The sequence below is a fragment of the Pseudomonas sp. P97.38 genome (genome assembly GCF_001269745.1).
Classification (GTDB): domain Bacteria; phylum Pseudomonadota; class Gammaproteobacteria; order Pseudomonadales; family Pseudomonadaceae; genus Aquipseudomonas; species Aquipseudomonas chlororaphis_E.
Genome location: NZ_LHVJ01000025.1, coordinates 132,563 through 145,987 on the forward strand (window position 1 = coordinate 132,563; position 13,425 = coordinate 145,987).

Genomic DNA, 13,425 nt, shown 5'->3' on the forward strand with positions numbered 1-13,425 from the left:
GAAGTGGGTTTTTTTGAAGGTAAAACGCCAAAAAGTGGAGAAACGCTGACGTGTTTCGCGGAGCCAACGCTATCAGTCTCGATGCAAAAGGCCGTCTCGCCATGCCGAGCCGGTATCGTGACGAGCTCGTTTCGCGAAGTTCGGGGCAATTAATCGTCACGATCGACGCCGTTGATCCATGTCTGTGCGTTTACCCTCTGGATGAGTGGGAAATCATCGAAACCAAACTGCGCGCACTGCCTTCGCTGCGTGAAGAAAACCGCCGGCTCCAGCGTTTGCTGATCGGTAATGCCGTCGATCTCGAGCTCGACGGCAGCGGTCGTTTCCTGGTTCCACCGCGTCTGCGCGAATACGCCAAGTTGGACAAGCGCGCGATGCTGGTCGGCCAGCTGAACAAGTTCCAGCTATGGGACGAAGATGCCTGGAATGCGGTTTCTGCCGCTGACCTTGCTGCTATTCAACAACCGGGCGCCATGCCTGATGAACTGCGTGATTTGATCCTGTGACTACTGATAGCGGCTTTAACCACATCACCGTACTGCTTGACGAGGCCGTCGAGGCGCTCGCGGTACGTCCTGATGGCTGCTATCTGGACGGCACGTTCGGTCGCGGCGGGCACAGCCGGTTGATCCTCAGCCAGCTGGGGCCGGGTGGTCGCCTGCTGGGATTCGACAAAGATCCTCAAGCGATTGCCACCGGGCAAGCGCTGGCGGCCGAAGACGGCCGCTTTGTCGTTGTGCAGCGCAGCTTTGCCGAGCTGGGCACGGAGGTCGCTGGGCGCGGCCTGGCCGGCAAGGTCAGTGGCGTGTTGCTCGACCTGGGCGTGTCTTCGCCACAGTTGGACGACCCGGAGCGCGGTTTCAGTTTCCTCAACGATGGCCCGCTGGACATGCGCATGGACCCGTCCCGGGGCATCAGCGCTGCCGAATTCGTCAACACCGCCTCGGTGGAAGAAATCGCCCGCGTCTTCAAGGAATACGGTGAAGAGCGTTTCTCCGGCCGTATGGCCCGTGCCGTGGTCGAGCGCCGCGACATCAAGCCTTTCGAACGCACTGGCGATCTGGCCGAGGTGCTCAAGGTTGCCAACCCAGCCTGGGAGAAGGGCAAGAACCCGGCGACCCGGGCTTTCCAGGGTTTGCGCATTCACGTCAATAATGAACTGGGCGACCTCGAGGCCGGCCTCGAAGCGGCGCTCGACGCCCTGGAAGTCGGCGGCCGGCTGGTGGTGATCAGCTTCCATTCCCTGGAAGACCGCATCGTCAAGCTGTTCATGCGCAAGCTCACCAAGGGCGAGGCCGATAACCTGCCACGTAACCTGCCGGTGCGCTTCGAGGCCTTCGTGCCGAGAATCAAGATCCACGGCAAGGCGCAGTTCGCCTCCGAAGCCGAGCTCAAGGCCAACCCTCGTGCCCGCAGTGCGGTCATGCGTGTCGCGGAGAAGTTGCGGTGAGCAAGCTCTTCGCCAAGCCCCTGCCAGGCGGCAGCTTTTTCATGCTGCTGCTGTTCATCGGCGTGCTCGTGTCGGCCATCGGCGTGTCCTATAGCGCGCACTGGAACCGGCAGTTGCTCAATACTCTCTACAACGAACTCAGCGTGCGCGACAAGGCGCAGGCCGAGTGGGGACGGTTGATCCTGGAGCAGAGCACCTGGACCGCCCATAGCCGCATCGAAGTATTGGCCACCGAACAACTGAAGATGCGCATTCCCGGCGCTGCCGAAGTGCAGATGGTGGCGCCATGATGAAGCTCGAAGGGGCATTGTTCCCGTGGCGGTTCCGCCTGGTCCTGGGGTTGCTCGGGATCATGGTGGCGGCGATTTCCTGGCGCATCATCGACCTGCAGGTCGTCGACCGTGACTTCCTCAAGGGGCAGGGCGACGCGCGCAGCGTGCGACACATTCCGATCCCGGCCCACCGTGGCCTGATCACCGACCGCAATGGCGAGCCGTTGGCGGTGAGTACCCCTGTGACCACCTTGTGGGCCAACGCCAAGGAAATGCAGTTGGCCAAGGAAAAGTGGCCAGCGCTGGCCGCCGCCCTCGGGCAGGACCCCAAGGCTCTGGCCGAACGCCTTGAAGCCCAGGCCAATAAAGAATTCATCTACCTGGTGCGCGGGCTGACGCCTGAGCAAGGCCAAAGTGTGCTCGACCTGAAAGTGCCGGGCGTCTATGGCATCGAAGAGTTCCGGCGGTTCTACCCGGCCGGTGAAGTCACGGCCCACATGGTCGGCTTTACCGACATCGATGACCGCGGCCGTGAAGGGGTCGAGCTGGCCTACGATGAATGGCTCGCTGGCGTCGCCGGCAAGCGCCAGGTCATCAAGGATCGGCGCGGCAGGCTGATCAAGGATGTCCAGGTCACCAAGAACGCCAAGGCCGGCAAGCCCTTGGCGTTGTCCATTGACCTGCGCCTGCAATACCTGGCCAACCGCGAGCTGCGCAATGCCATCGTCGAGAACGGTGCCAAGGCCGGCAGCCTGGTGATCATGGACGTGAAGACCGGCGAGATCCTGGCCATGGTCAACCAGCCGACCTACAACCCGAACAACCGTCGCAACCTGCAGCCGGCGATGATGCGCAACCGCGCGATGATCGACGTCTTCGAGCCGGGTTCGACCATGAAGGCCGTGTCGATGGCCGCCGCCCTGGAAACCGGCCGCTGGAAGCCGAGCGATACCGTCGAGGTGTACCCGGGCACCCTGCAGATCGGCAAGTACACCATTCGTGACGTGTCCAAGACCGAAGGCCCGGTGCTCGACTTGACCGGCATCCTGATCAACTCCAGTAACGTGGGTATGAGCAAGATCGCCTTCGACATCGGCGGCGAGACCATCTATCGCCTGGCGCAGAAGATCGGCCTCGGCCAGGACACCGGCCTGGGCTTCCCGGGCGAACGGGTCGGCAACCTGCCCAACTACCGCGACTGGCGCAAGGCCGAGACGGCCACGCTGTCCTACGGCTACGGCGTTTCGGTGACGGCGATCCAGTTGGTCCACGCGTTTTCCGCGCTGGCGAACAACGGGCGCATCGCACCGTTGACCCTGATCAAGACCGACAAGGCCCCGCAGACCACCCAGGTGATCCCGGAGAACGTCGCGAAGACCATGCAGGGCATGCTGCAACAGGTGATCGAGGCGCCCCGTGGCGTCTTCCGTGCCCAGGTCCCGGCCTATCACGTCGCCGGTAAATCCGGTACGGCCCGCAAGACTTCCGTGGGCACCAAGGGCTATGCCGAGAACTCCTACCGTTCGCTGTTTGCCGGCTTCGGTCCGATGAGCGATCCACGCTACGCCATCGTCGTGGTCATCGACGAACCGAGCAAGGCCGGTTACTTCGGTGGCCTGGTCTCGGCGCCGGTGTTCAGCAAAGTGATGTCCGGCACCCTGCGCCTGATGAACATCACCCCGGATAACCTGCCGCCGACGCAGCAAGCCAGTACCGCACCGGTCGTTCCCTTGAAAGCCGAAGGAGGGCGCGGCTGATGTCCCTGAGCCTGAACAAGATTTTTGCCCATGCCGGGCATGACCTGCTGATTCGCGAGCTGGCCCTGGACAGTCGTAATGTGCGTGCCGGCGACCTGTTCCTGGCGGTGCCGGGCGCCCGTTTCGATGGCCGTGCCCATATCGCCGACGCCCTCCAGCGTGGCGCGGCGGCCGTGGCCTATGAAGTGCAGGGCGCGACGGTGTTGCCGATCACCGACGTCCCGCTGATTCCGGTCAAGGGCCTGGCGGCCCAACTGTCGGACATCGCCGGGCGCTTCTATGGCGACCCGAGCCGCCACCTGAACCTGATTGGCGTGACCGGCACCAACGGCAAGACCAGCGTGACCCAGCTGGTGGCCCAGGCCCTGGACCTGCTTGGCCAGCACTGCGGCATTGTCGGAACCCTGGGCAGCGGGTTCCATGGCGCCTTGGCCAGCGGCCTGCACACCACGCCGAACCCGATCGCCGTGCAAGCGACCCTGGCCGACCTGAAGAAGGCCGGTGCCAAGGCCGTCGCGATGGAAGTGTCCTCCCATGGCCTGGACCAGGGGCGCGTGACCGCGCTGGCGTTCGATGTCGCCGTGCTGACCAACCTGTCCCGCGATCACCTGGACTACCACGGCACCATGCAGGCCTACGGCGAAGCCAAGGCCAAGCTGTTCGCCTGGAATGACCTGAAATGCCGGGTCATCAACATCGACGACGCGTTCGGCCGGCAACTGGCCGCCGACTCGCATGAATCCCGGCTGATCACCTACAGCCTGGAAGACGCGGGTGCCTACCTCTATGTACGCCAGGCCCAGTTCGATGACGAGGGCGTGCGCGCCACGTTGGTCACGCCCCAGGGCGAACACCATTTGCGCAGCACCTTGCTCGGTCGCTTCAACCTGAGCAACGTGCTGGCCGCCATCGGCGCCTTGCTGGGCCTGGACTACGCGCTGGACGAAATCCTCAAGGTCCTGCCCAAGCTCGAAGGCCCGGCCGGGCGCATGCAGCGCCTGGGTGGCGGCACGCAACCACTGGTGGTGGTCGACTACGCCCATACGCCCGATGCGCTGGAAAAAGTTTTGATGGCCCTGCGGCCCCATGCCAAGGGCAAGTTGTTGTGCCTGTTCGGCTGCGGCGGCGATCGCGATCGCGGCAAGCGCCCGCTGATGGCCGAAGTGGTCGAGCGGCTGGCCGACGGCGTGCTGGTCACCGATGACAACCCGCGGACCGAAGACCCGTTGCAGATTTTCGACGACATCCGTGCCGGGTTCTCGGTGGCGGATAACGTCACCTTCGTGGCCGGTCGCGGCCAGGCCATCGCCCAGCTGATCGCCGGCGCTTCGGCGGACGACGTGATCGTGCTGGCCGGCAAGGGCCACGAGGACTACCAGGAAATCAACGGCGTGCGCCATGCCTTCTCCGACCTGGTGGAAGCGGATCACGCCCTGACCGCGTGGGAGGTGGCCCATGCTTAAGGCCCTGACGCTCAGCGAATTGACCAGCGCCCTGAATGCGCGCCTCATCGCCGCGGACGCCACCTTCGACGGCGTCAGCATCGACAGCCGGGCCATTGCGCCGGGCCAGTTGTTCGTCGCCCTGACCGGCCCGCGCTTCGACGGCCATGACTACCTGAACGAAGTCGCGGCCAAAGGTGCAGTCGCGGCGCTGGTCGAGCGCGAAGTGACCAACAGCGCGCTGCCACAGTTGCTGGTCGAGGACACGCGCCAGGCCCTGGGCCAACTCGGAGCGCTGAATCGCGCGGCGTATGGCAAGCCGGTCGCGGCCATCACCGGCTCCAGCGGCAAGACCACGGTCAAGGAAATGCTGGCCAGCATCCTGCGCACCCGTGGGCCCGTGCTGGCCACCCGGGGCAACCTGAACAACGACCTCGGCGTGCCGCTGACCCTGCTGGAACTGGCACCGGAGCACACGGCCGCGGTCATCGAGCTGGGCGCTTCGCGGCTCGGCGAAATCGCCTACACCGTGGGCCTGACCCAGCCGCACGTGGCGGTGCTGAACAATGCCGGGACCGCCCACGTCGGCGAGTTCGGCGGGCCGGACAAGATCGTCGAGGCCAAGGGCGAGATCATCGAAGGGCTGCAAGCCGATGGCATCGCCGTGCTGAACCTGGACGACAAGGCCTTCGAAATCTGGAAGACCCGGGCGGGCGAACGCAAGGTGCTGACCTTTGCCTTGAGCAACCTCGCCGCCAATTTCTACGCCAGCGACCTGGACCGTGACGCACGCGGTTGCCCGGCCTTCAACCTGCACAGCCCCGACGGGGCCGAGCGAGTGCAGTTGAACCTGCTCGGCACCCACAACATTGCCAACGCCCTGGCCGCAGCGGCGGCGGCCCATGCCTTGGGCGTGTCGCTGCCAGGCATCGTCGCCGGGCTGAACGCGGTGCAACCGGTCAAGGGCCGTTGCGTCGCGCAGTTGGCCAGCAACGGCATGCGGGTCATCGACGACACCTACAACGCCAACCCGACGTCCATGTGCGCGGCGGTGGATATCCTCGCCGGTTTTACCGGTCGCACCGTGCTGGTACTGGGAGATATCGGCGAGTTGGGCGATTGGGCCCAGCAGGGCCACCACGATGTAGGGGCCTATGCCCGCGGCAAGGTCGACGCGTTGTACGCCGTCGGCCCGATGATGGCCCACGCGGTCGCCGCCTTTGGCGAGAACGCCCGGCACTTCACCACCCAGGCCGAGCTGATCCAGGCGCTGGGCGCCGAGCAGGATCCGAACACCACCTTATTGATCAAGGGCTCTCGTAGCGCAGCGATGGAAAACATCGTCGCGGCGCTGTGCGGCACCCGTACGGAGAAACATTAATGCTGCTGCTGCTAGCGGAGTACCTGCAACAGTTCTACAAAGGCTTCGCGGTCTTCCAGTACCTGACCCTGCGCGGGATCCTGGGTGTGCTGACCGCGCTGTCGTTGTCGCTGTTCCTGGGCCCGTGGATGATCCGCACCTTGCAGAACCTGCAGATCGGCCAGTCGGTGCGTAACGACGGCCCGCAATCGCACCTGTCCAAATCCGGCACCCCGACCATGGGTGGCGCGCTGATCCTGTCGTCCATCGGCATCAGTACCCTGCTCTGGGCCGACCTGGCGAACCGCTATGTCTGGGTCGTGCTGCTGGTGACCCTGTTTTTCGGTGCCATCGGCTGGGTCGATGACTACCGCAAGGTCATCGAGAAGAACTCCCGTGGGCTGCCCAGTCGCTGGAAGTATTTCTGGCAATCGGTGTTCGGCCTCGGCGCGGCGATCTTCCTTTATATGACCGCCGCTTCGCCGGTGGAAACCACCCTGATCCTGCCGATGCTCAAGGACTACAGCATTCCACTGGGCGCCGGCTTCATCGTGCTGACCTACCTGGTCATCGTCGGTTCGAGCAACGCGGTCAACCTCACCGATGGCCTCGACGGCCTGGCGATCATGCCGACGGTGATGGTCGGCGGCGCGCTGGGGATCTTCTGCTACCTGTCGGGTAACGTGAAATTCGCCGAATACCTGTTGATCCCTTACGTACCCGGGGCGGGCGAGCTGATCGTGTTCTGCGGCGCACTGATCGGTGCCGGCCTGGGCTTCCTGTGGTTCAACACCTACCCGGCACAAGTCTTCATGGGCGACGTCGGCGCGCTGGCGCTGGGCGCCGCCCTGGGCACCATCGCCGTCATTGTCCGCCAGGAAATCGTCCTGTTCATCATGGGCGGCGTGTTCGTGATGGAAACCCTGTCAGTCGTCATTCAGGTTGCGTCGTTTAAATTGACCGGCCGCCGCGTATTCCGCATGGCGCCGATCCACCACCACTTTGAACTCAAGGGCTGGCCCGAGCCGCGCGTGATCGTCCGTTTCTGGATCATCACCGTGATTCTGGTGCTGATCGGCCTTGCCACCCTGAAACTGAGGTAGAACGAGTGTCCCTGATCGCTTCCGACCATTTCCGCATCGTTGTCGGCCTCGGCAAGAGCGGCATGTCCCTGGTTCGCTTCCTGGCGAACCGGGGCGTGTCGTTTGCCGTCGCCGACACGCGGGAAAATCCGCCGGAGCTGGCCACGCTGCGGCGTGACTATCCGCAGGTGGACGTGCGTTGTGGCGACCTGGACGTCGAGTTCCTGTGCCGCGCCGACGAGCTCTACGTGAGCCCCGGCCTGGCCCTGGCGACCCCGGCCCTGCAAGCGGCGGCGGCCCGTGGGGTGAAGCTGTCCGGCGACATCGAGCTGTTCGCGCGCAACGCCAAGGCGCCCATCATCGCCATCAGCGGGTCCAACGCGAAAAGCACCGTCACCACCCTGGTGGGCGAGATGGCGGCCGCGGCCGGCAAGCGGGTCGCCGTGGGCGGCAACCTCGGTACACCGGCGCTGGATCTGCTCAGTGACGACGTCGAGCTGTACGTGATGGAGCTGTCCAGCTTCCAGCTCGAAACCACCGACCACCTGGGCGCTGAAGTGGCCACCGTGCTGAACATCAGCGAAGACCACATGGACCGCTACAGCGGCCTGCCGGCTTACCACCTGGCCAAGCACCGGATCTTCCGCGGCGCCCGGCAGGTGGTGTTCAACCGCCAGGATGCCCTGACCCGTCCGCTGCTGGGCGAGGGCTTGCCGTGCTGGTCGTTCGGCCTGGGCGTGCCGGATTTCAAGGGTTTCGGGTTACGGGAAGAGAACGGCGAGAAATACCTGGCCTTCGAATTCCAGAACCTGATGCCGGTACGCGAACTGAAGATCCGTGGCGCCCACAACCAGGCCAACGCATTGGCTGCCCTGGCCCTCGGGCACGCCGTCGGCCTGCCGTTCGACGCCATGCTCTCGGCGCTGCGCACTTTCGCCGGCCTCGAGCACCGCTGCCAGTGGGTGCGCGACCTCGATGGCGTGGCCTGGTACAACGACTCCAAGGCCACCAACGTCGGCGCCGCCCTGGCAGCGATCGAAGGGCTGGGTGCGGACATCGAAGGCAAGCTCGTGCTGATCGCCGGTGGCGACGGCAAGGGTGCCGACTTCAAGGACCTGCGTGACCCGGTGGCGGCCAACTGCCGCGCCGTGGTGCTGATGGGCCGTGACCGCGAATTGATCGCCCAGGCGCTCGGCGACGCCGTGCCGCTGGTTCGCGTCGCCTCCCTCGACGAAGCGGTGCAGCAATGCCGCGCCCTGGCTCAACCCGGCGATGCCGTCCTGTTGTCGCCGGCCTGCGCCAGTTTCGACATGTTCAAGAATTACGAAGAACGCGGGCAGTTGTTCGCCCGGGCCGCGGAGGACTTGGCATGAGCCTGATGAACGTCATCAAGCCATACCCGTCGCCGCTGATCACCGGGCGTGGCATCGACCTGGATTTCCCGATGCTCGCCGGTTGCCTGGCCCTGCTCGGACTGGGCCTGGTGATGATCACCTCGGCGTCCTCGGAAGTGGCCGCGGTGCAATCGGGCAACACGCTCTATCACATGATCCGCCACCTGATTTACCTGGTGATCGGCCTCGGTGCCTGCGTGGTCACCATGATGGTGCCGATCGCCACCTGGCAGCGCCTGGGCTGGATGATGCTGCTCGGCGCTTTCGGCCTGTTGGTGATGGTGCTGGTGCCGGGTATCGGCCGCGAGGTCAACGGTTCGATGCGCTGGATCGGCTTCAGCTTCTTCAACGTACAGCCCTCGGAAATCGCCAAGGTCTTTGTGGTGATCTTCCTGGCCGGTTACCTGGTGCGGCGCCAGAAAGAAGTGCGCGAAAGCTGGATGGGGTTCTTCAAGCCGTTCATCGTGTTGTTGCCGATGGCTGGCCTGCTGCTGATGGAGCCGGACTTCGGCGCCACGGTGGTGATGATGGGCGCGGCCGCGGCGATGCTGTTCCTCGGTGGCGTCGGGCTGTTCCGCTTCATCCTGATGGTGGCGCTGGCGGTGGCAGCCGTGACCGTGCTGGTGCAGGCGCAGCCCTATCGGATGGCGCGACTGATTACCTTCACCGATCCGTGGGCCGACCAGTTCGGTTCCGGCTACCAGTTGACCCAGGCACTGATTGCCTTCGGGCGTGGCGAATGGCTGGGCGTGGGCCTGGGCAACAGCGTGCAGAAGCAGTTCTACCTGCCGGAAGCCCACACCGACTTCGTGTTCTCGGTGCTGGCCGAAGAGCTGGGTGTGGTGGGTTCGCTGTGCACCGTGGCGCTGTTCGTGTTCGTTTGCGTGCGCGGCATGTACATCGGTTTGTGGGCCGAGAAAGCCAAACAGTTTTTTGCCGCCTACGTGGCGTATGGCCTGTCCTTCCTGTGGATCGGCCAGTTCCTGATCAACATCGGCGTGAACGTCGGCCTGCTGCCGACCAAGGGCCTGACGCTGCCGTTCCTCAGTTATGGCGGCAGCTCCCTGGTGATCTGCTGTGCCTGCCTCGGCTTGTTGCTGCGCATCGAGTGGGAGAGCCGTACCCACCTGGGCAGCGAAGAGATGGAGTTCCACGAGAGCGACTTCGCCGAGGAGCCGACTCATGGGCGCTAACGTGCTGATCATGGCCGGCGGAACCGGCGGGCATGTCTTCCCGGCGCTGGCCTGTGCCCGGGAGTTTCAGGCGCGCGGCTACACCGTGCACTGGCTGGGGACGCCGCGGGGCATCGAAAACGAGCTGGTGCCCGGCGCCGGCCTGGAGCTGCACCGGATCAACGCCAGCGGTCTGCGGGGCAAGGGCAAGCTGTCGCTGCTCAAGGCACCGCTGATGCTGCTCAAGTCGGTCTGGCAGGCGCGGGCGATCATCCGTCGGTTGCGGCCGGTCTGCGTGGTCGGGTTTGGCGGTTATGTGACCGGGCCGGGTGGCCTCGCGGCCAAACTGGCCGGCGTGCCGGTGATCGTTCACGAGCAGAACGCCGTGGCCGGTACCGCCAATCGGTTACTGGTGCCGTTGGCCGCCCGGGTCTGTGAAGCGTTTCCCGACACCTTTACCCTGTCGGGCAGCCGCCGCACCACCGGTAATCCGGTGCGTACCGAGCTGTTTCTCGATACACCGCGCCCAGCCCTGGCTGGACGCAAGGCGCGCTTGCTGGTCCTGGGCGGAAGCCTGGGGGCAGAGCCGTTGAACAAACTGCTGCCCGAAGCCCTCTCGCAGGTCGCCCCCGACCTGCGCCCGGAAGTGTTTCACCAGGCCGGCAAAAACCACGATGAAGTGACTGCCGAGCGCTATCGCGCCGCTGGCGTCGAGGCGCAGGTGCAGCCGTTCATCAAAGACATGGCCCAAGCCTATGGCTGGGCCGACCTGGTGATCTGCCGCGCAGGCGCGTTGACCATCAGCGAACTGGCTGCCGCCGGTCTGCCCTCGATGCTGGTGCCTTTGCCCCACGCCATCGACGACCACCAGACCCGCAATGCCGATTATTTGGCCCGAGAAGGCGCTGCCTTCCTGATGCCGCAAAGAACGACTGGCGCCGCGGATCTTGCCGCCCGCCTGACAGAGGTTTTGATGCAGCCGCAACGACTTGAAGACATGGCCCGCGCCGCGCGCCGCTTGGCCAAACCCGATGCTACGGCCCAAGTGGTCGACACCTGCCTGGAGGTGGCCCATGGTTGAGAATCGCAAAGCCATGCCACAGCCGGAAATGCGCCGCATCCGCCGCATCCACTTCGTCGGTATCGGCGGCGTGGGCATGTGCGGGATTGCCGAGGTGTTGCTGAACCTGGGCTACCAGGTCTCGGGTTCCGACCTGAAGGCGTCCCCGGTCACCGAGCGCCTGGAAACCTTCGGCGCCCAGATTTTCATCGGCCACCGCGCCGAGAACGCCGCCAATGCCGACGTGCTGGTGGTGTCCAGCGCCGTGAACACGTCCAACCCGGAAGTCGCCACCGCCCTGGAACGACGCATCCCGGTGGTGCCGCGTGCCGAAATGCTGGCCGAGCTGATGCGCTACCGCCACGGCATCGCCGTCGCCGGGACCCACGGCAAGACCACCACCACCAGCCTGATCGCCTCGGTGTTCGCCGCCGGTGGCCTGGACCCGACCTTCGTGATCGGTGGCCGCCTCAATGCCGCGGGCACCAATGCCCAGTTGGGCACCAGCCGCTACCTGATCGCCGAAGCCGACGAAAGCGATGCCAGCTTCCTGCATCTGCAACCGCTGGTGGCCGTGGTCACCAACATCGACGCCGACCACATGGCGACCTACGACGGCGACTTCAACAAGTTGAAGAAAACCTTCGTCGAATTCCTGCACAACCTGCCGTTCTATGGGTTGGCGGTGGTGTGCCTGGACGATCCGGTGGTGCGCGAGATCCTGCCGTCGATCAAGCGTCCGACCGTCACCTACGGGTTCAGCGAAGAAGCCGACGTACGTGCCATCAACGTGCGCCAGCAAGGCATGCAGACCTTCTTCACCGTGCTGCGCCCCGACCGTGAGCCGTTGGACGTCTCGGTAAACATGCCGGGCAACCACAACGTGCTCAACTCGCTGGCCACCATTTGCATCGCCACCGATGAAGGCGTCAGCGATGAAGCCATCGTCCAGGGCCTGTCCGGGTTCCAGGGCGTGGGCCGGCGCTTCCAGGTCTACGGCGAGCTGCCGGTGGACGGCGGCAACGTGATGCTGGTGGACGACTACGGCCATCACCCGACCGAAGTCGCAGCGGTGATCAAGGCCGTGCGCGGTGGTTGGCCGGAGCGGCGCCTGGTGATGGTCTATCAGCCACACCGCTACAGCCGTACCCGCGACCTGTACGACGATTTCGTCCAGGTGCTGACCGACGCCAACGTGCTGCTGTTGATGGAAGTCTATCCGGCCGGCGAAGAGCCGATCCCCGGTGCCGACAGCCGCCAGCTGTGCCACAGCATCCGCCAGCGCGGCCAGCTGGACCCGATCTACATCGAGCGTGGCGTGGACCTCGCGCCGCTGGTCAAGCCGCTGCTGCGTGCCGGCGACATCCTGCTGTGCCAGGGCGCCGGTGACATCGGCGGGCTGGCCCCGAAACTGTTGAAAAGTCCGTTATTCGCCGGTGCCATCGTGGCCTCCAGCGAGGGGAAACTGAAATGACTGCTGCCTACGCCAACCTGGTCTCGACCCTCGACCCGAAAGCCTTCGGCCGCGTTGCCGTGCTGTTCGGTGGCAAGAGCGCCGAGCGCGAGGTGTCCCTCAAGTCTGGCAACGCCGTACTGCAAGCCCTGCAAAGCGGTGGTGTCGACGCGTTCGGCATCGACGTGGGCGATGACTTTCTGCAACGCCTGCTGAGCGAAAAGATCGACCGCGCGTTCATCATTCTCCACGGTCGCGGCGGTGAAGACGGCAGCATGCAAGGCCTGCTCGAGTGCCTGGGCATCCCCTACACCGGCAGCGGCATCCTGGCTTCGGCCCTGGCGATGGACAAACTGCGCACCAAGCAGGTCTGGCACAGCCTCGGCATTCCGACGCCACGCCACGCGGTGCTGGCGAGCGAGGCCGATTGTATTTCGGCGGCCACGGAACTGGGCTTCCCGCTGATCGTCAAACCGGCTCATGAAGGTTCAAGTATCGGCATGGCGAAAGTGAATTCGCTGCCTGAGTTGACCACGGCATGGAAAGACGCCAGCGCCTACGATTCGCAAGTGTTGGTCGAGCAGTGGATCGCCGGTCCCGAGTTCACCATCGCCACCCTGCGTGACCAGGTTTTGCCGCCAATTGCGCTGGGCACGCCGCACACGTTCTACGACTACGACGCCAAGTACGTCGCCAACGATACCCAGTACCGCATTCCCTGCGGACTGGACAGCGCCAAGGAAAAAGAACTGATGGACCTCACGGCCAAGGCCTGTGAGGCGCTGGGTATCGCCGGTTGGGGCCGGGCGGACGTGATGCAGGACGCCAATGGGCAATTCTGGTTCCTGGAAGTCAACACCGCCCCCGGCATGACCGATCACAGCCTGGTGCCGATGGCGGCGCGTGCCGCCGGCCTGGATTTCCAGCAACTGGTGTTGTCGATCCTGGCGGCCAGTGTCGGCCCGCAAGAGCCAAGAGGTTAA

General features: G+C 64.7%; 12 protein-coding genes. All 12 read left to right on the top strand.

Features of this window, described 5'->3' with window-relative positions:
* Positions 1-50: 50 nt before the first annotated feature.
* The 12 genes from mraZ to AD664_RS20895 are packed head-to-tail and all read left to right on the top strand — an operon-like array spanning position 51 to position 13,425.
* Positions 51-506, top strand: a complete 456-nt coding sequence (gene mraZ / locus AD664_RS20840; protein WP_003205355.1) for a division/cell wall cluster transcriptional repressor MraZ — start codon at positions 51-53, stop codon at positions 504-506.
* Positions 503-1,450 (top strand): 16S rRNA (cytosine(1402)-N(4))-methyltransferase RsmH, encoded by a 948-nt coding sequence (gene rsmH / locus AD664_RS20845; RefSeq protein WP_053149291.1) that lies wholly within the window; start codon positions 503-505, stop codon positions 1,448-1,450. The genes mraZ and rsmH overlap by 4 nt, the downstream gene beginning before the upstream one ends.
* Complete coding sequence (gene ftsL, locus AD664_RS20850) at positions 1,447-1,740, top strand: cell division protein FtsL (RefSeq protein WP_018930128.1); 294 nt, start codon at positions 1,447-1,449, stop codon at positions 1,738-1,740. Before rsmH ends, ftsL begins: the two co-directional genes overlap by 4 nt.
* Positions 1,740-3,479: a penicillin-binding protein 2 gene (locus tag AD664_RS20855; RefSeq protein WP_172679750.1), complete on the top strand. Its 1,740-nt coding sequence runs from the start codon at positions 1,740-1,742 to the stop codon at positions 3,477-3,479. Before ftsL ends, AD664_RS20855 begins: the two co-directional genes overlap by 1 nt.
* Positions 3,479-4,942, top strand: coding sequence for a UDP-N-acetylmuramoyl-L-alanyl-D-glutamate--2,6-diaminopimelate ligase (locus AD664_RS20860; protein WP_042729553.1), 1,464 nt, complete (start codon positions 3,479-3,481; stop codon positions 4,940-4,942). Before AD664_RS20855 ends, AD664_RS20860 begins: the two co-directional genes overlap by 1 nt.
* Complete coding sequence (murF, locus tag AD664_RS20865) at positions 4,935-6,302, top strand: UDP-N-acetylmuramoyl-tripeptide--D-alanyl-D-alanine ligase (protein WP_053149293.1); 1,368 nt, start codon at positions 4,935-4,937, stop codon at positions 6,300-6,302. The genes AD664_RS20860 and murF overlap by 8 nt, the downstream gene beginning before the upstream one ends.
* The gene (gene mraY / locus AD664_RS20870; RefSeq protein WP_042729555.1) at positions 6,302-7,384 is read left to right on the top strand and encodes a phospho-N-acetylmuramoyl-pentapeptide-transferase; all 1,083 of its coding nucleotides are present in this window, start codon (positions 6,302-6,304) and stop codon (positions 7,382-7,384) included. Before murF ends, mraY begins: the two co-directional genes overlap by 1 nt.
* A 5-nt stretch (positions 7,385-7,389) precedes the next feature.
* Entirely contained in the window at positions 7,390-8,736 is a 1,347-nt protein-coding gene (murD, locus tag AD664_RS20875) for a UDP-N-acetylmuramoyl-L-alanine--D-glutamate ligase (protein ID WP_042729556.1), read from the top strand.
* Entirely contained in the window at positions 8,733-9,950 is a 1,218-nt protein-coding gene (ftsW, locus tag AD664_RS20880) for a putative lipid II flippase FtsW (protein WP_042729557.1), read from the top strand. The genes murD and ftsW overlap by 4 nt, the downstream gene beginning before the upstream one ends.
* Positions 9,940-11,010 carry an undecaprenyldiphospho-muramoylpentapeptide beta-N-acetylglucosaminyltransferase gene (murG, locus tag AD664_RS20885; RefSeq protein ID WP_042729558.1) on the top strand — a complete coding sequence of 357 codons (1,071 nt, stop codon included), beginning with the start codon at positions 9,940-9,942 and terminating at the stop codon, positions 11,008-11,010. Before ftsW ends, murG begins: the two co-directional genes overlap by 11 nt.
* A complete protein-coding gene (murC, locus tag AD664_RS20890) occupies positions 11,003-12,463 on the top strand; it encodes a UDP-N-acetylmuramate--L-alanine ligase (protein ID WP_053149297.1) in 1,461 nt (486 codons plus the stop codon). The genes murG and murC overlap by 8 nt, the downstream gene beginning before the upstream one ends.
* The gene (locus AD664_RS20895; RefSeq protein ID WP_042729560.1) at positions 12,460-13,425 is read left to right on the top strand and encodes a D-alanine--D-alanine ligase; all 966 of its coding nucleotides are present in this window, start codon (positions 12,460-12,462) and stop codon (positions 13,423-13,425) included. The genes murC and AD664_RS20895 overlap by 4 nt, the downstream gene beginning before the upstream one ends.